This window comes from Mariprofundus aestuarium, from assembly GCF_002795805.1.
GTDB classification, from domain to species: Bacteria; Pseudomonadota; Zetaproteobacteria; order Mariprofundales; family Mariprofundaceae; genus Mariprofundus; species Mariprofundus aestuarium.
The window spans coordinates 398,607-415,345 of sequence record NZ_CP018799.1 but is presented as its reverse complement, the minus strand read 5'-3'; the positions used below and the strand labels follow the sequence as shown (position 1 = coordinate 415,345).

Genomic DNA, 16,739 nt, shown 5'->3' with positions numbered 1-16,739 from the left:
CTGGGAGGGGTTACCATGTTAGAGTTCGATATTACCATTTCACTGATTACGCTGACTGGCTTTTATATTGGCAGCATCCTGATATAGAGCCGCAAACCTTTAAGGCTGCTTCAGCCTTTTATTTCCCGATAGCGCGAAACAAGCTGCTGCAGGTCCTGCCAGCTCTTCTGTTTCTGCGTCGGCGAACGCAACAGGTAAGCAGGATGATAGGTCACCCAGACCGGCATCCCCTGATAGTTGTGCCAGTGCCCGCGCAATGAACCCAGAGGCGCATCGGTTTCCAGCACGGTCTGCGCAGCCACACGCCCCAGCAGGCAAATCACCTTTGGCTGCAGCAACGCAAGCTGCTGTTCAAACCAGAGATTACAGGCCTGCACCTCATCAATCTTTGGATCGCGATTGTTCGGCGGCCTGCATTTGATTGTATTCATAATATAGACCTGATTCCGGTCCATCCCGATTGCCGAGAGCATGCGATCAAGCAACTGACCCGCACGACCGACAAATGGCTCGCCCTTCAGATCCTCATCACGCCCTGGCGCCTCACCAATAAAGACAATATCAGCACTCGGATTGCCTGTCCCAAACACCACCTGCGTACGCGTTTCAGCCAGCGAACAAAGACGACACGTAGCCGCCTTTGCCTCCAAAGAAGATAAGCCTCCGGATGTAGAAACCTCAACCGAAGATATTTCTATAACTGAAGAATCTACAGCAGGCGCGTGAACCTCAGTCGCTGGTAGAGCCGTCTTTTCTTCAACAGCCACCTCCGGTGCCGAAATCGCCGGCCCGGATGCAAAAAGGGAAACCGGTGTCTGCACACCGATTTCCCTCAAATACGTTGTTAGAAACTTCTCGTTTTCAGGCAAAGCCGGAAAACCCCTTAAAATCAGCCGAGTAAAGCGTCGACGTTGGTGTTTGAACCAAGATAGACAGGTACACGCTGATGCAGTGCTTCAGGCTCAATATCGAGAACCTTTATGCCGCAACTCATCGCTTTACCACCAGCCTGCTCCATCACAAACCCCATAGGGATTGCTTCATAGAGAAGACGCAGCTTACCGGTCGTGTTCTTGTCATCAGCAGGATAGAGGAATACGCCGCCTTTAAGCAGGGTGCGGTGCATATCGGCAACCATGGCGCCAACATAACGCATGCCAAGCCCCGTTTCGGATTTCATGTTATCGAGCTTAGCGCCCATGCCGTCCAGCCATTTGTCCTTGTTGGACTCATTCACAGAGTAGTAACCACCGGTTTCAGGGATACGGATATCTCCATGGCTAAGTTCGAAGCGCGCATTGTTCGGATTAAAGGTGTAACCGTTTACGCCATCACCCACAGAACAGACCAGCATCAGGGATGGGCCGTAGAGCACATAACCTGCTGCAATCACCTCCTGACCGGACTGCAGCGTATCAGATACGTGCGGACGCTCAGCGTTAGACGTTTTACGCTTCACAACCGAGAAGATGGTGCCGACAGGCCCATCGACATCAAGGTTGGATGAACCATCCAGCGGATCTACCAGCACCAGGTAATCGGCGTGGCTATACTCTTCAATCACCAGCAGCTCTTCCTGCTCTTCGGAGCCTACCGCACATACAAAACCTGTGGAGCGCATCTCATCGAGAAAAATCTCATCGGAGAGCACATCCAGCACCTGCTGCTGCTCACCCTGTACATTCTCGCTGCCGGCACCGCCCAGTGCGCCCCGGAAAACAGCGCCGCGAAGAACCGCTGCAATTTCAATCGCAGCACGTCCGACACCCTGAATAATCGGCATCATCGCAGAGCCATTGGCTCCCTGTTTGGCAATATTGTTCATTGTCGTTGGCATATCCCCTCCCGATCTAGGCTTTAAAGCCTCCCTGAAAACAGGGCTGCATAGATATAAAGCGCGCTCATACTATCCAAACAAAGGTACAATTACAAAACCCCAAAGCAGCAGTGATATCAGGCGAGCGTCTTGAGCAGCTTTCCGTGAATCCCCTCGAAACCACCATTAGAGAGAACCAGAAGATGGTCACCGGACTCAGCTTTTTTTCCAACATGGGAAACAATAGCCTCCACAGTAGCAATCATGGATGCGTGCTTCCCGATCGCCCTGCAGATCGCCGTGGCATCGAGCACCTCTCCCTGTTTCAGGTTGCGCTCGGAGGGCTCTGCAAAGACCACGAAATCAGCCGCATCAAAGCAGAGCGGCAACCTATCCTGGTGCACCTTGGTACGCATGGTGTTGGAGCGCGGCTCTACAATGACCCATAGCCGTCCCCCACTGCCGCCACGCCTCATCGCAGCCTTGGCTGCCGTAACCATATTGGTAATTGCGGTAGGGTGATGGGCAAAATCATCGAACACCTTCACCCCCCCTGCTTCACCGACCAGCGTCATGCGGCGGCGAATTCCGGAAAAGCTCTCAAATGCCCTGGCGATATCGGCACACTCAACACCCATTGAAGATGCCGCGGCAGCCACTGCACAGGCATTGGCCGCATTGTGCACACCAATCATCTCCCATTCGGACTCGAGCCATAGTTTGCCATTTCGGTAGATGCGAAACAGTGCACCATCCTCACTTAACGGCTCCCACTGCCACTGGGCTGAGGGGTGCGGGTAACGAGCAAAGGTAGTCACCGGCGTCCAGCAACCACGCTCCAGCACGTCCGCGACATGCTCCTCATCAGCGTTAGCGATGATCGTGCCACAGGCAGGCACTGTGCGCACCAGATGGTGGAACTGTATTTTGATTGCCTCAAGGTTCGGAAAGATATCAGCATGATCATATTCAAGATTATTCAGAATCAGCGTACGCGCATGGTAATGCAGGAACTTGCTGCGCTTATCGAAAAAGGCTGTGTCGTACTCATCCCCTTCCAGAACAAAGGGTTCACCCTCTCCACGTCTTGCCCCACCACCAAAGTTCTCCGGCACGCCACCAATGAGAAACCCCGGCTGTTTTCCCGCCACTTCCAGCACATGCGCCATAATAGATGCCGTAGTCGTCTTACCATGGGTCCCTGCCACGACCACAGCATGGCGACCAGGCAGGATATGGTTGCCGACAAACTCGGGCCCTGAACAGTAGGCCAGTCCACGATTCAGGATCAACTCCACCTCGACATTACCTCGCCCCATCGCATTGCCGATCACACAGAGGTCGGGAACAGGGTCCAGGTTTGCCGCAGAAAACGGCGCAATATCAACCCCCAGTTCGGCCAGATAATCGGACATTGGTGGATAGACGCCGGCATCGGAGCCCGTCACCCGGTAGCCACCGGATTTGGCCAGCGCTGCAATCGCAGCCATTGCCGTGCCGCATACGCCTAGAATATGAATGTGTCTGCTTGTCATAGGAATTGAATCATAGGGATGTAGCCCAACAAGTTAAATCAAAAAGACATTTAAATTAAAATCGTCCATGATTGCCGCATGATTCTGCATACCTTGCCACATATCACGGTCGAAACTGGTCCCAAGCCAACAGCTACCATCATCTGGCTGCACGGGCTTGGTGCTGACGGTCATGACTTCGAACCGATCGTGCCGCAGCTTGGACTGCCAGCCGACCTCGCAGTCCGCTTTATCTTCCCCCACGCCCCATCCATGCCTGTGACACTGAATGGCGGGTACATCATGCCCGCCTGGTACGACATCAAACAGACCGATCTCGGCATTGAGCACGATAAAAGCGGCATTAAGGCCTCAGCCAGTGACATCCAGTTACTGATCGAGAAGGAGCAGATGCGTGGCATCAAAGCCAACCGCATCATTCTTGCTGGCTTCTCGCAGGGAGCGGCCATGAGCCTACACATCGGTTTGCGTCAGGAGAGTGCGCTTGCGGGCATTATGAGCCTCTCAGGCTACCTGTTGCTGCCCGATCAGATGGCCCAGTTCAAACCGGCCGCACTTAACACGCCGATATTCATGGCTCATGGCATCAATGATCCAGTTGTGCCCTATGCGCTCGGTGACAAGACTCGGAGAAAACTTGTCGATGCAGGCTGTCCTGTCGAATGGCACAGCTACCCAATGCAGCACAGTGTTTGCGCTGAAGAGATCAGGCATATCGGCAAGTGGATCACCAGCACCTTTTCAGCTGACTGACAATCTTAAAACTCACCGCTGAAACCTACTCACCTAAGACCTTGCGGATGCCGGCCTAAATCCCTAATATCCGCCGCCCTTGTGATGGGTCATATCTGACAATCGCATGGGAAAGCTGGAGAGATGTCTGAGTGGTTGAAGGAGCACGCCTGGAAAGCGTGTGTACGTGTAAGCGTACCGAGGGTTCGAATCCCTCTCTCTCCGCCAGTTTATTTTAATGGATGGCTTCCGCCATCCAATAAAATAAATTCGAGATAGAGTGCTGAGAACCCTCGTGGGTTCGACGGATTTGCAGGATAGCAAATCCGAACGCTGCAAAGCAGCGGCCCGAAGGGTGGCCGGCATGGATGCCAGACATAATCCCTCTCGGAATATGCTCTCTAAATCGAATTTACGAGACCCTGTCTCGATACCGATTTCCACACCCGTGGAACCCAGGTGTCGCCCGGGTCGGGCCCCGCACGGCGGACCCCTGTGAACCCCGTCAGGTCCGGAAGGAAGCAGCGGCAGCAGGACGAGGCGCGTTGCGGATCTGTCCGGCTCGGGCGGCGCATTTTCTTAATATTCGAATGTCGTCTGATTACTTATCCGTTCGGATTCCCCTTGGTCGTCCCGAGTACAAGCAACCCCATTCCCATCATAAAAATCAAGACCGCTGCAGGCAGTCCAACACCAGCAGTAGCCCCCTCAATACCGAAGTAGAGAATTGGAATGTTCAGCAGGTGCCCGGAAAATGAGAGTCCACCAACAGCGCACTCTATGATTCCGGCCAGAAGAAGCAGGGAAGCTTTTGGAGGATTGATCATGGTGAATATGCCGACGAGGGAAATAACGACAAAGGCGACCATGGTTCCGAAAGATATTGAGCCTGCCATATCTCCTTTGATTGCATAGGCTGCACCCCCAACAAACCAGTGTTCAATTCCCGCCTTTGTACCCTCCAGGCTGGAGATCAACATGATAATCACGATCAACATAATCACCATGCTTGCGACCTGGTGGAGAGTGCCGGATGAAGTTGAATTTTTCTCATAGGCATTGGCAATAGAGAGAAGCAACAGGCCACTTAAAAGAAACGACAGCGCCGAAGTAAACTTCATGCCTATTCTTTGCGGCAAAATGCCCCCATACAGGTAGATATTAAAAATTTCAGACATCCAACCCAGCAGAACAATGACGCTGGCCATACTGATTATGGCGCCCATTATCTTGGCCACAAAGAACCGGTCCTGTCGCGTAAGAAGATCCATACACTCAGAGTATAGCAGACGTCCTGCTTGGCTGTTACGTGCGGCGGGCAAAAAAACAGGCCGGGAGGGAAGCCCGGCCTGTCAAAAAGAGAAAATAAAATGGAACGTTGGGAGAGTTAAGCGTGTTGTGCTGCGCCTTCACCCTCTTCGACTGCTACCTCTTCTGCCATCAACTCTTCGATACGGTAGCTCGAAGGATCTGCAAGCAGCGTGGTAACAAGTTTGTGGTTCATGTCGTGACCTGTCAGTTCACCCTCAAAGGCACCGACAATCGGATACCCTGAAAGAAACAGATCGCCCAGCGTATCAAGAATCTTGTGACGAACACATTCATCTTCATAACGCAGACCACCCTCGTTCACGACACGGTGCGTATCGAGTACGATGGCATTTTCCAGCGAACCACCGAGAGCAAGTCCCGCCTTTTGCAGCGCTTCAACTTCATGCAGGAAGCCAAAGGTGCGGGCGCGGGAAATTTCACGGGTATACGCCTGATGGGCGAAGTTAATGGCCACCTTGCGTTTCCGCAGCAGCGGATGATCGTAGTCGAGCAGATAGCTGATCCTGAATCCACCTGCAGGGTAGAGAGCGCAACGTTTGTCACCCTCCTGAACTTCTACACGCTTAAGAACACGAAGGACCTTCTTTGCCTTGGACTGTTCGCGAATACCGGCACATTGAATCAGAAACACAAACGGGGCGGATGATCCATCCATAATGGGGACTTCTGGACCACTGACTTCAATGCGGGCGTTATCCACGCCCAGGCCTGCAAAGGCGGAAAGCAGATGCTCAATAGTAGAAATATGAGCACCGTCATGGCCAATGGTTGTGCAGAGACGGGTATCAGTAACAAATTCGGCCTTGGCCGGAATCTCAACACCGAGATCGGAACGAACGAACGTAATGCCGGTGTTCTCGGCTGCCGGATGCAAAACCAGTTGAATTTTGCGCCCTGAATGCAGGCCGATTCCACTACAGCGAATCGTATGATCCAGTGTTCTCTGAACAATCATTTATGCCTCCTTTCGTATAGGGCATAGCATTTGCATGACGCCAATGGTACGAACATCATCGGGGCAACTCTACGTAAAGCGCTGAAATTCAATGTGATTTATCCCACAAATCCAGCATCCGCAAACTTTGACCCCATTATCAAACGCACAACCCTGCCATAAAAACCGTAAAAGCCAAATATTCTACCCTCTCCGGCGATCAGTCGGCCTGCCTGCGCAGGAAGGTTGGCACCGCAAACTCATCATCGTTGAAGTCGAGATTGCCGAATGGTTTTGGCTGCACCTGCGGTCCCTGACCCACTTGAGGCGCCTGCGGACTAACGTTAGCAGCAGCGACCGGAGCACCCTGAACAGCGCCGATCTGGGCTGTTGGAATACGCGGAAGCACCACCACCTCAGGCTTGCCTTCAAAGGAGGAGAGGTTAACAGAGACATCACCGGAAAGACCTGTTGCCACCACAGTAACACGAACCTCTTCACCTGCATCCTGGTCGTAAACCATGCCGCAAATGATATTGGCATCCTCATCGGCCATGTTGTGGATAATGGAGACCGCTTCATCGTACTCGGCCAGCGTCATATCTTCGTTACCGGTTACATTGACCAGAATACCCTGTGCACCGTGAATATCGATATCCTCAAGCAGTGGTGAAGAGATCGCGCGCTCTGCAGCCTCAATGGCACGGCTTTCGCCAGTTGCAGATCCAGAGCCCATCATCGCTACGCCGCGGGTTTCACTCATCACGGCTTTCACATCAGCAAAGTCGACATTCATGTAGCCGGTGTGTGTGATCAGTTCAGCAATACCACGCACTGCCTGCAGCAACACATCGTCCGCCTTGCGGAAGGCTTCCAGCATACTGGTGTTTTTACCCACCGCGCCGATCAGCTTCTGGTTTGGAATGGTGATCAATGTATCAACATACTTGCGCAGTTCTGCGATGCCCGCATCGGCCTGACGCATACGGCGCTTGCCCTCAAAGTTGAACGGCTTGGTGACTACCGCCACAGTCAGCACACCCATCTCTTTGGCAACCTCTGCAATGACAGGTGCCGCACCGGTACCGGTGCCGCCACCCATGCCTGCAGTAATGAACACCATATCGGTGCCCTGCATGAACTCACGCAGTCGATCCTTTTCCGCTGAAGCTGCTTCGCGACCAATCTGCGGGTTAGCGCCCGCACCAAGTCCACGGGTGATATCCGCACCAAGCTGAAGCTTGACCTCAGCGTCGTTGCGCTCGATGGCCTGCGCATCGGTATTTGCGACGATGAATTCCACGCCGCGCAATTTCTGGGTGATCATATTATTCAATGCGTTGCCGCCGCCACCACCGACGCCAATCACCTTGATCTTGGCCGATTGGGCCGCTGTATCCTCAAATGTAAATAAAGTTGCCATGTTTCTGGTCCTCCTCACGTTCCCTTTTTTTATTTTCCCGTTTGTGTTTGTTTATCTCTTTTTTTATTTCTTTTTCCCTGTTGTTACGCCGTATCACCAAACCAGCTTCGCATGTGTCTCCATACGCGTGCGAACATATTCCTGTCAGTCGATCTGACTTTCTGTGAACCCTGACGATAGCGATGCCCGTACAGGATCAATCCAACACCTGTGGCGTACATCGGACTGGAAACCACATCCACCAGCCCCCCGACTCCCTGCGGCCGTCCCAACCGCACGGGGATATCGAACACATCTTCTGCCAGCTCCACCATGCCTTCGAGCAAGGAAGAACCGCCCGTCAGCACCATGCCTGCGGCGACCAGTTCCTGAAAACCGGAGCGCTGCAGCTCATCTCTGATCATCTCGAACAGCTCTTCAACACGCGGTTCGAGAATTTGTGCCATCACCTGCCTTGGCATCGGGCGCGGTGCGCGCCCGCCAACGCTTGGTATCTCAATCTGATCTTCCGGCGGCACGATGGTGGTCATGCAGGCGCCGTACTTCCGTTTAAGCTGATCGGCCTCGCGTGCCGAGGTACGCAGCCCGATCACCAGATCGTTGGTCAGATGATCACCACCGATCGGAATCACATGCGTATGACGAATTGACCCATTCAGGAAGATCGCGATATCGGTGGTTCCGCCGCCGATATCAACCAGCACCACGCCGATATCCTTCTCATCCTGCATCAGCACCGCCTCAGCTGAGGCCACCTGCTCCAGAACCATGTCGGAGACATCCAGATCGCAGCGATTACAGCATTTAACGATATTCTGAGCCGATGAGACCGCACCGGTCACCACATGCACCTTCGCCTCCAGTCGCACGCCACTCATGCCTATCGGTTCGCGGATTCCATCCTGAGAGTCGATGATGTATTCCTGCGGCAGGATATGCAGAACCTTCTGATCGGCAGGGATATTCATCGCTCGCGCAGCATCCACCACGCGATCCACATCCTCCTGTGTCACCTCGCCATTTTTCGTCGCCACCACGCCGTGGCTGTTGTAACCGCGGATGTGACTTCCGGCGATACCGGTAAAAACTGACTGAATATCAACGCCAGCCATCAGCTCTGCCTCTTCTACTGCCAGCCTGATCGACTCAACCGTGCTTTCGATATTAACAACAACACCCTTTTTCAATCCGCGGGACGGGTGTGTACCGATACCGATAACATCGACTTTTCCATCCGGTGATGCCTCTGCCACGATACAGGCAATCTTGCTTGTGCCGATATCGAGGCCTACCAGTAGCTGATCGTGCTTCAACATTAGATCACTCCCCCATACTTGGCCGGTCGGATAAACCAGCGTGCCTGCTGGCGCGCATCGATTTTCCAGTTGCGATTAGACCAACGCGGTTGTTTTATTAAAGTTGAAAGCTGTGCAATGGATTCCCGCTCATCGCCGAATGGCAGCTTCCATGTCACACCCTTCGAAAAATAGATCTGCCAATAACGGTTTCCCGCCCTGATCTCGCTCAAGGCCGGAATGGCATCCGAATTCTGGCTGCGCAAAAGCTCCAGCAGCTGGTGCGCAGGCTTAAGCTGCTCTCTGGAGACGCGCAACAGTGGCAGATCAGGCGATTCGCCACGACGCAGGGTGCGATAAGCATTGCCCTTGTCATCAAAGAGCTGCAGTTCGTTTTCCTCATCCTGCCAGAGTGCTGCAGGCACCCGCGCCACGGCACGGATATGCAGGCTGTCTGGCAATACGCGCGTGATCTGCACCGAAGCCAAGTCCGGCTGCCTCTTCATCCACTCTTCTCTGAGTAGATCGGGGCGCGTACTTATAAAGTCCCGTTTATCCATCGCTTCGAGTTGTTCTGCAATTGCCTGCTTCAGTTGGGTGTCGCCCTCTATCTTCCAGTTTTCAACCGTCATCACCCCGTTCAGCCACCAGCCTGTGAACAACGTGCCTCCAATCATGCCTGCCAGCATGAATGCCTTGCCGATCCTTGCCAGCAGTCGCATGCGGCTGGCCTTTACCACTTCCGGGTCGATGCGGCGCTGATTGCTCATAATGCACCCCCAGATTGCATCATCTCGCCATTCTCCAGTGAAGCTGTCGCCAGGATTGAGAGGCAGAGCTCCTCAAAACTGATGCCTGCTGTGGCAGCTGACTTGGGCAAAAGGCTGGTCTCGGTCATGCCCGGCAAGGTATTGATCTCCAGCACAAGCGGCTCACCACCACTATCCACGATCATATCCACGCGCGGTGCTCCACTGCAGTGCAGCGCAGCCACGGCCGCTTCCGCCCGTTGCATGCAGTAACGCAATGTTTCGGCAGGCAGCCGCGCCGGGCAGAAGTATTCGGTAGCACCACTAGTATATTTGGAGGCGAAGTCATAGACGCCCGATTTTGGCACCACCTCGACCGGCGGCAGCGCCTTGCCATCCAGTACTGCCACGGCAATTTCAACTCCCTTCACCGGCATTTCAGCCATCCAGTTTTCTGAATTGTGGATCGCCAGTGCCTGCCACTCCGCCTTTGAGGTGAGATGATGCAGGCCAATACTGGATCCTTCTGATACCGGTTTTATGAACACCGGATAGCGAATCGGGCCATCTGCAGCAATCGTGATATCCAAAGGAACCTTCAAACCAGCATGGGTAAGAATCTGTTTGCAGAGCTTTTTGTTCATGCAGAGCGCTGAGGCCATTACGCCCGAACCGGTATAGGGAATCCCCATCACCTCTAGCATTCCCTGTACGCAGCCATCTTCACCGAGCGTGCCATGCAAAACATTGAATGCGCTTTGGATGCCGGCTTTAGCAATCTGGCCGCTCCAGTCGTTATTGAGCTCAACCGCCACAGCATCGACACCGGAGTTCTGTAGCGCCTTCAATACAGCACTGCCCGAACGAAGAGAGATTTCGCGTTCTGCAGAGGTGCCGCCCATCAGCACGCCGACGCGACCGAATCGAGACTTATTCACATCCACTCTCCCACCATGCGCACTTCCGGCTCCAGTTCGATTTCAAATTTTTCCTTCACAACCCGCTGTGCCCGTTGAATCAGCTCAACAATGTCGGCGCTGCTCGCCTCACCCTCGTTGACGATGAAATTGGCATGCTGATCGGAGATGCGGGCACCTCCGATGGAGTAACCTTTCAGCCCGGCCGCCTCAATCAAACGCGCTGCATGGTCATTCTCCGGATTCTTGAATACCGACCCGCAATTAGGCTGGCTTAACGGCTGCGTTGAACTGCGACGGCTGCGCATGGTGCGCATACGCTCACGAATCTGGTCAGGATGATCAGGACGCAACTCAAAACAGGCACTGACCACTACCCCCTGTTCCGGCAGCTCTGTATGGCGATAGCTCATTTCAAGTGATTTGGCGTCGATCTCAACCACCTCACCACTGCGCAACATCACCTCGATATGGCTGAGTGAATCGGAGACCTGCTGAGAGAAGCAGCCCGCATTCATCGCTACACCTCCACCAACATCTCCGGGTACGGTTGCCATAAACTCACAGCCTGAGAGGCCGTGCTCGGCACACTGGCGGGCAAAGCGACTCATGCGAACACCAGCCTCCGCGTGCACCAGGCAGCCCTCAATATGGAAGGCATTAAGCTCACTAAGATCAATGACCAATGCATAGATGCCGATATCTGGAACCAGCATATTACTGCCACGCCCCAGCGGCAGAATCGAAATACTTTCAGGGCAGAGAGCCACCGCACTTGCAAGAGCTGCTCGATCTTCGGGTCGGAAAAACCAGCGTGCCGGACCTCCGACGCCGAGTGTCGTGTGCCTCGCCATCGGCTCGTTTTCACGCAAAGAGCCAAGCCCTGCCAGAGGGATAAACCATGTTTCGTCATTGGCACCCTGATCCATATCGGACTCTGTTCCGGGTAGGATGTCGGCATTCATCAGAGAACCGTTCATGCAGCGACCTCCTCACGTATCTGCTGTGCCAGAGATCCGATCGAGCCAGCTCCCATCAACAGTACGACATCACCCCTTTCAAGCGCAGAGCGGACCAGCTTGTGTGCATCCTCAAGCCCGGCCACCAGAGATACGCCACGATGACCACGAACCATCATGCCTTCAGCCATGCAGTCGCTGCTGATTCCCTCGATCTCTGTCTCACTGGCAGCATAGATCGGCAACAGTGCGACCTCGTTAGCGGCATCAAATGCACCCATAAAATCATCCATCAAATCACGGGTACGGCTAAACCGGTGCGGCTGGAAGACCACGGTCATGTGCCGTTCAGGCCAGCAGTCGCGGGCAGCTGACAGTGTTGCCATCACCTCTTTCGGGTGATGTGCATAATCGTCGACCAGAACGCCTTCACCGACCTGAGTGCGCTGGAAACGGCGCTGAATACCCTCAAATGAGGCAATGGATGTGCGAATGGTCTCAATGTCGATACCGAGATGGAGCTGTACTGCAATCGCTGCCAGCGCATTCTCGGCATTGTGGCGCCCAGGCATCGGCAGCCTGAACTCGCCCAACTCGCCCAGTTCGCGACTGGCCGCCCGGAAAATCTGCCCTTCGCTATCTGCCCGACTCTCCAGCAGATGAAGGTCGGCCTGTGGACTGCTGCCGTAGGTGGTGACTGGCTTATGCAGGTTCTCACGCAGGGCAGCAACATTCGGGTGTTCATGGTGCAGCACAACACGGCCGTAAAATGGAACCAGTGAAACGAAGGTGCGGAAAGCCTCCATCAGTGTCTCAAAATCGCCATAGTGATCGAGGTGTTCAGGGTCAATATTACTAACCACGGCAATTGTCGGGGAGAGGCGCAGGAATGAGCCATCGCTCTCATCGGCCTCAGCTATCAGCCATGGACTTGCTCCCAAGCGTGCGTTACTGCCGGTTGCCGTAAGGCGACCGCCAATGATGTAGGTCGGGTCCAGGCCCGCAGCCTCCATACCGTGCGCAATCAGCGAGGTCATAGTGGTTTTACCGTGGCTTCCTGCTACGGCCACCCCCTGCTTCATGCGCATCAACTCAGCCAGCATCTCTGCCCGCGGAATCACCGGAATTCCCTGCAGCTGTGCAGCCGCGATTTCCGGGTTGGTTTTATCGATGGCTGATGAGACCACAACCACCTGGGCTTTACCCAGATTCTCCGCCGCATGTCCAATCGCGACATGGATGCCAAGGCTGCGCATGCGTTTAACATTATTACTCTCGGCAACATCGCTGCCCTGAACACTGAACCCCTGATTGAACAGCAGTTCGGCAATGCCGCTCATGCCGATGCCGCCGATGCCGATCAGATGGATATGCTGCACGCGCATCTTCATTGTTTCACTCCGCTTACCGGTAAAAACTCTGCCAACACATCAAGTTGCCTTTCTCTGGCTTCAAATGGCGCCCATGCTCTGGCTGCCTCGGACATCCGGCTAAGTTTCCCGTTGTCGAACATCAACCCGTCCAGCTCTGCAGCCAGTGTCTCCTGCGTCATCGTTTTCTGGTCCAGTACGCGCGCACCAGCAGCAACGGCGACGCTCTCCGCATTAAAGCGCTGGTGATCGTCAGCCGCATGCGGCAACGGTACAAACAGGCTTGGCATACCACATATGGCAGCCTCGGTTACCGTCATTGCACCGGCACGTGCAATCATCAGGTCACCTTTGGCATAGAAGCCGGCCATGTCGTCACAAAAGCCCAGCACCTCGGCCTTAATTCCCGCACCCGCATAGATGCTCTCTACCTGCATGCGCGCTGTTTCATCCTTTCCCGCCACATGGCATACGCTGAATTCGCGCCCTTCCCTAGCCAGCTGGGCGCACGCCTGGGGTACGGTACGGTTAAGCACCAGTGCTCCCTGAGACCCACCCAACACAAGCAGGCGTGGAGGTGTATGCGTGCTCCACTGAACCCCTGCAATCACATCGCGGACAATGTTTCCGGTGAATGCACGGTTCACGCTTGCACCCAAGTGGTGTGATGCTTCGGCAAACCCCAGCATGATTCGACTACAGAGGCGGGCCAGCGTTCTATTTACCAGGCCCGGCATCGCATTCTGTTCGTAGAGCACAACCGGAACCCGGCTCATCAGGGCCGCGATGACACCGGAGACACTCGCGTATCCACCTACGCCAACCAGTAGGTCGGGCTTCTGCTTTTCCCACGATTTCCGAATCTGCACCACCGCCTTGGGAAGCTCCCAGAGCAGAACGCGCAAACGCTGCACAATACCCGCACCCTTCACGCCATGCATGGTCAGCAGCAACACGTTCTCACCGCGCTCCGGCAGAAGCTTCGCCTCCAGCCCACGTTCAGCGCCGATAAAGTTCACGCGCAACTCCGGCCAGCGCTCACGGGCAGCATCAGCCAGTGCCAGTGCAGGCATAACATGCCCCCCGGTTCCACCGCCGGCGACACAGAGAAGTGGCACACTACTCACACCACTCCCTCCATTGCGTTGGTTTTCCGGGCTTTACCCTTTATTGCTGATTTATTTCCACCAGCTGCACGTTTTGCCAGACGCAAGTTGCCTGGCCTGTGGCGCTGAATGGAGAGGATCAATCCAACCAGCACACATTCGCCGATCAAGGCACTGCCTCCGTAGGATACGAATGGCATTGGCATGCCCTTGGTTGGAAGTATCCCCATAGCTGCTCCCATATTAATAATGAAGGCAACGCCGAGGATCATAATGCAGCCCATAGTCAGTAGGCGGGAGAACATATCTTCGCAATGGATGGCCAACCAGATGCCGCGACCGAGCAGCAGGGCGAACAGCAGAATCAGCGCCACAATGCCGACCAGCCCGAGCTCTTCGCCAATACTGGCAGATATAAAGTCCGTAAAGACCTCTGGCAGATAAAAGAGCTTCTGAACACCCTGACCTACGCCGGTACCGGCAATACCGCCACTTCCAAAGGCTAGCATTGACTGGATCAGCTGATAGTCGGTACCAAAGCGGTCGTCCCATGGATCAAGGAAGCTAAGCAGACGCTGTACGCGGTATGGAGCCGCGACCAGCACGATAATGGCCAAAGGGATGAATCCCGCCAGCATGCTCAGTAAGTGCCGGATCGGCACACCTCCGACAAACCACATGGCAAAACAGACAGAGGCGAGTAGTGCTGCACTGCCAAAATCGGGTTGAAGCAACAGTAGCGCCAGCGACACCATCAACACCACCAACATGGGTGCCAGTCCGCTGGCAAAGTTGTGCAGGCGATCCGGAAATGTGCCCATATAATAGGCCATGTAGATGATCACGGCTGGCTTGAGCAGTTCGACCGGCTGCAATGTCAAACCGAATAGCGAAATCCAACGCTGTGCTCCGTTGATCTCGCGGCCAACCCCCGGCACCAGTACGGCGATCATTAACACTACGGCAACCGCTAGAATCGGCAGCGCAATGGCGCGCCACCAGATAGCCTCAACACGTGATAGTAACCACATGATCATCAGGCCAACAGGAATGTAGACCAGCCAGTGGCCAATAATACGAAATGGATCGTTATAGCGAACCTCTGCCACGCTGATGCTGGTGCTGTAGACCATCAACACGCTGAAACTGAGCAGTGCCAGTACGCAGCCTGTCAGGATCGGATCAGCCGGCATCAGCTGCTTTGCAGCTTTCGCGCTCATGATTTCTTCTCCAGCGCTTTAACCGCATCGACAAAGACGCGCCCACGTTCGGCATAATCGGAAAACTGATCCTGACTGGCGGCAGCAGGCGAGAGCAGCACCGGCAATCCATCCTGAGACATCGATGCCTGCCTGACCGCCTGATCCATATTTTTAACAAAGCTTGATGGCACACCTGCTGCATCCGCCAATTTTACAAATTCCCCAGGATCCTTGCCGATGATGTAGACATGCTCGACATGGCTGGCCACGGCCTCCTTCATCACCGAGACATCCAGCCCCTTGCGTAGGCCTCCACAGATCCAGATCACCTGATGAAAGGACTTCAGGGCTGCAATTGCAGCATCCGGATTGGTCGCCTTGGAATCGTTGTACCACTCACGCCCAGCCACAAAACCCAGTGATTGCAGTCGATGAGGCAGCCCTCGGAATGAGGTCAGTGCCTGATGCACCACACTGGCCGACACGCCGTAGTCAGTAGCTGCCTGAGCCGCCACTGCAAGATTCTGATGCTGGTGTATTCCTTTGGATGGCAAATCGTCGGAGGAGATAAACTCAGGAATATGGAAGTGATGCCAGAAAAGCTGCCACGATCCATCCGGCAACAGCTGCACACCGGAATCCAACTCCTCTGCGGCTCCGATGCCGAAGCGGCGCACATATACACCACGCCCCCTCAATTCATCGGCCAGCGCATTCCACTCGCTATCTGCTGGCAGCATCGCCTTATCGCCTTCACCCTGCTTAGCAAACAGGCGCAACTTTGCAGCCCTGTATGCGGCTGCATCGGCATGCATGTCTGCATGATCCGGCTGAATATTCAACAGTGCCGCCCAGCGTGGACGTATCTGGCTGGCGCGCTCCAACTGGAAGCTGGAGAGCTCAAGCACGATGCGGGATGGCTGCTCATCGCCCAGCAGGTCGAGCATCGGAGTGCCTATATTGCCGCCCGCTTCAATACCTCCAGGCAACGTATCCAGCATTGTACTGATCAGTGACACAGTCGTTGTTTTGCCGTTAGTGCCGGTAATCGCGATGGTGTCTCCATGGTAGTGCTCACCGAACAGCTCAAGGTCCCCGTAAGTCGGAATGCCGCTGGCACGCACCTCAACCAGAGCAGGGTGATCCCAGTTAATGCCTGGGCTGACAATAATTCGTGAGAAGCGCTTCAGGCTGGCTGCTTTCAGCTTACCGATATGCAGTGGCACATCGATTGCCTCTGGCAACACAACCTTCTTCTCATCGAATGCTTCGCATGCCATTCCCTCGCGTAGCAAGAACCTAGCTGCCGCCTGTCCGGTCTTACCCATGCCGATAATCGCTGTCAGCTGTTCGCTCATATGTGGTTCCG

Annotated in this window: 15 protein-coding genes, 1 tRNA gene and 1 other RNA gene; 3 read left to right on the top strand and 14 right to left on the bottom strand. The window is 54.6% G+C overall.

Translation table 11 applies throughout. The features are described 5' to 3' along the window. Positions 1 to 110: 110 nt before the first annotated feature. The 3 genes from Ga0123461_RS02140 to mpl form a co-directional block, all read right to left on the bottom strand. Positions 111 to 869: a uracil-DNA glycosylase gene (locus Ga0123461_RS02140; protein WP_100276829.1), complete on the bottom strand. Its 759-nt coding sequence runs from the start codon at positions 867 to 869 to the stop codon at positions 111 to 113. Between the two features lie 20 nt (positions 870 to 889). Then, positions 890 to 1,837 carry a class 1 fructose-bisphosphatase gene (locus tag Ga0123461_RS02135; protein ID WP_100276828.1) on the bottom strand — a complete coding sequence of 316 codons (948 nt, stop codon included), beginning with the start codon at positions 1,835 to 1,837 and terminating at the stop codon, positions 890 to 892. 116 nt (positions 1,838 to 1,953) lie between these two features. Continuing rightward, positions 1,954 to 3,351 (bottom strand): UDP-N-acetylmuramate:L-alanyl-gamma-D-glutamyl-meso-diaminopimelate ligase, encoded by a 1,398-nt coding sequence (mpl, locus tag Ga0123461_RS02130; protein WP_100276827.1) that lies wholly within the window; start codon positions 3,349 to 3,351, stop codon positions 1,954 to 1,956. Between the two features lie 78 nt (positions 3,352 to 3,429). On the opposite strand from mpl, the gene Ga0123461_RS02125 reads away from it, so the two are divergent. The 3 genes from Ga0123461_RS02125 to ffs all read left to right on the top strand — a co-directional run bounded on the left by Ga0123461_RS02125 (position 3,430) and on the right by ffs (position 4,649). Further along, positions 3,430 to 4,104, top strand: coding sequence for an alpha/beta hydrolase (locus Ga0123461_RS02125; RefSeq protein WP_100276826.1), 675 nt, complete (start codon positions 3,430 to 3,432; stop codon positions 4,102 to 4,104). A gap of 117 nt (positions 4,105 to 4,221) precedes the next feature. Next, positions 4,222 to 4,311: transfer RNA gene (locus tag Ga0123461_RS02120), tRNA-Ser, on the top strand. Positions 4,312 to 4,552: 241 nt separating this feature from the next. Continuing rightward, an RNA gene (gene ffs / locus Ga0123461_RS02115) (signal recognition particle sRNA small type) lies at positions 4,553 to 4,649 on the top strand. 39 nt (positions 4,650 to 4,688) lie between these two features. Here ffs and Ga0123461_RS02110 read toward each other — a convergent pair. The 11 genes from Ga0123461_RS02110 to murD all read right to left on the bottom strand — a co-directional run bounded on the left by Ga0123461_RS02110 (position 4,689) and on the right by murD (position 16,728). Next, the gene (locus tag Ga0123461_RS02110) at positions 4,689 to 5,354 is read right to left on the bottom strand and encodes a hypothetical protein (protein ID WP_100276825.1); all 666 of its coding nucleotides are present in this window, start codon (positions 5,352 to 5,354) and stop codon (positions 4,689 to 4,691) included. A gap of 116 nt (positions 5,355 to 5,470) precedes the next feature. Further along, positions 5,471 to 6,370, bottom strand: a complete 900-nt coding sequence (gene lpxC, locus Ga0123461_RS02105; RefSeq protein WP_100276824.1) for a UDP-3-O-acyl-N-acetylglucosamine deacetylase — start codon at positions 6,368 to 6,370, stop codon at positions 5,471 to 5,473. 199 nt (positions 6,371 to 6,569) lie between these two features. After that, positions 6,570 to 7,772, bottom strand: a complete 1,203-nt coding sequence (gene ftsZ / locus Ga0123461_RS02100; protein ID WP_100276823.1) for a cell division protein FtsZ — start codon at positions 7,770 to 7,772, stop codon at positions 6,570 to 6,572. 83 nt (positions 7,773 to 7,855) lie between these two features. After that, positions 7,856 to 9,088: a cell division protein FtsA gene (gene ftsA, locus Ga0123461_RS02095; protein WP_100276822.1), complete on the bottom strand. Its 1,233-nt coding sequence runs from the start codon at positions 9,086 to 9,088 to the stop codon at positions 7,856 to 7,858. Then, positions 9,088 to 9,837, bottom strand: a complete 750-nt coding sequence (locus tag Ga0123461_RS02090) for a cell division protein FtsQ/DivIB (protein WP_100276821.1) — start codon at positions 9,835 to 9,837, stop codon at positions 9,088 to 9,090. Before Ga0123461_RS02090 ends, ftsA begins: the two co-directional genes overlap by 1 nt. Next, positions 9,834 to 10,718 (bottom strand): D-alanine--D-alanine ligase, encoded by an 885-nt coding sequence (locus tag Ga0123461_RS02085; protein ID WP_100278635.1) that lies wholly within the window; start codon positions 10,716 to 10,718, stop codon positions 9,834 to 9,836. The genes Ga0123461_RS02090 and Ga0123461_RS02085 overlap by 4 nt, the downstream gene beginning before the upstream one ends. Positions 10,719 to 10,750: 32 nt before the next feature. Then, positions 10,751 to 11,713: a UDP-N-acetylmuramate dehydrogenase gene (murB, locus tag Ga0123461_RS02080; RefSeq protein ID WP_232710295.1), complete on the bottom strand. Its 963-nt coding sequence runs from the start codon at positions 11,711 to 11,713 to the stop codon at positions 10,751 to 10,753. Further along, positions 11,710 to 13,083 (bottom strand): UDP-N-acetylmuramate--L-alanine ligase, encoded by a 1,374-nt coding sequence (murC, locus tag Ga0123461_RS02075; protein WP_100276820.1) that lies wholly within the window; start codon positions 13,081 to 13,083, stop codon positions 11,710 to 11,712. The genes murB and murC overlap by 4 nt, the downstream gene beginning before the upstream one ends. After that, positions 13,080 to 14,189, bottom strand: a complete 1,110-nt coding sequence (gene murG, locus Ga0123461_RS02070; protein WP_100276819.1) for an undecaprenyldiphospho-muramoylpentapeptide beta-N-acetylglucosaminyltransferase — start codon at positions 14,187 to 14,189, stop codon at positions 13,080 to 13,082. Before murG ends, murC begins: the two co-directional genes overlap by 4 nt. Next, positions 14,186 to 15,388, bottom strand: coding sequence for a putative lipid II flippase FtsW (gene ftsW / locus Ga0123461_RS02065; protein WP_100276818.1), 1,203 nt, complete (start codon positions 15,386 to 15,388; stop codon positions 14,186 to 14,188). The genes murG and ftsW overlap by 4 nt, the downstream gene beginning before the upstream one ends. Further along, complete coding sequence (murD, locus tag Ga0123461_RS02060) at positions 15,385 to 16,728, bottom strand: UDP-N-acetylmuramoyl-L-alanine--D-glutamate ligase (RefSeq protein WP_232710293.1); 1,344 nt, start codon at positions 16,726 to 16,728, stop codon at positions 15,385 to 15,387. Before murD ends, ftsW begins: the two co-directional genes overlap by 4 nt. Between the last annotated feature and the right edge of the window lie 11 nt (positions 16,729 to 16,739).